This is a genomic window from Arthrobacter humicola, assembly GCF_022803015.1.
GTDB classification, from domain to species: domain Bacteria; phylum Actinomycetota; class Actinomycetes; order Actinomycetales; family Micrococcaceae; genus Arthrobacter; species Arthrobacter humicola_A.
The window spans coordinates 1-255 of sequence record NZ_JAFKON010000072.1 but is presented as its reverse complement, the minus strand read 5'-3'; the positions used below and the strand labels follow the sequence as shown (position 1 = coordinate 255).

Genomic DNA, 255 nt, shown 5'->3' with positions numbered 1-255 from the left:
GGTGGGGGACAGACCCGATGCCCGGTAGATCTGTGACGGCCCGGGCCAGCGGTGCGGGTCGCCCAGGGCGCCGCCGTAGTTGCCGGCGCGGACCACACCCCAGCCCGGGGTCGTGGTGAGCGTCGCGAACGGGCTCAACGGAAGCAACCGGGCGAACTCTGCCTCGGATGCGTCGATCTGCGCGGTGAGCTCGGTCAGCAGGTCCAGATCGGCGGCCAGCACCTGCCGGGCCACGGCTGCGTCCGCCGTGGTCAG

Annotated in this window: 1 protein-coding gene; it reads right to left on the bottom strand. The window is 72.9% G+C overall.

Annotation, left to right across the window (positions count from 1 at the left end; translation table 11 throughout):
- Window positions 1-255, bottom strand: a 255-nt coding sequence (locus tag ARTB_RS21485; protein WP_243182288.1) for a hypothetical protein, incomplete at both ends; no start/stop codon positions are given.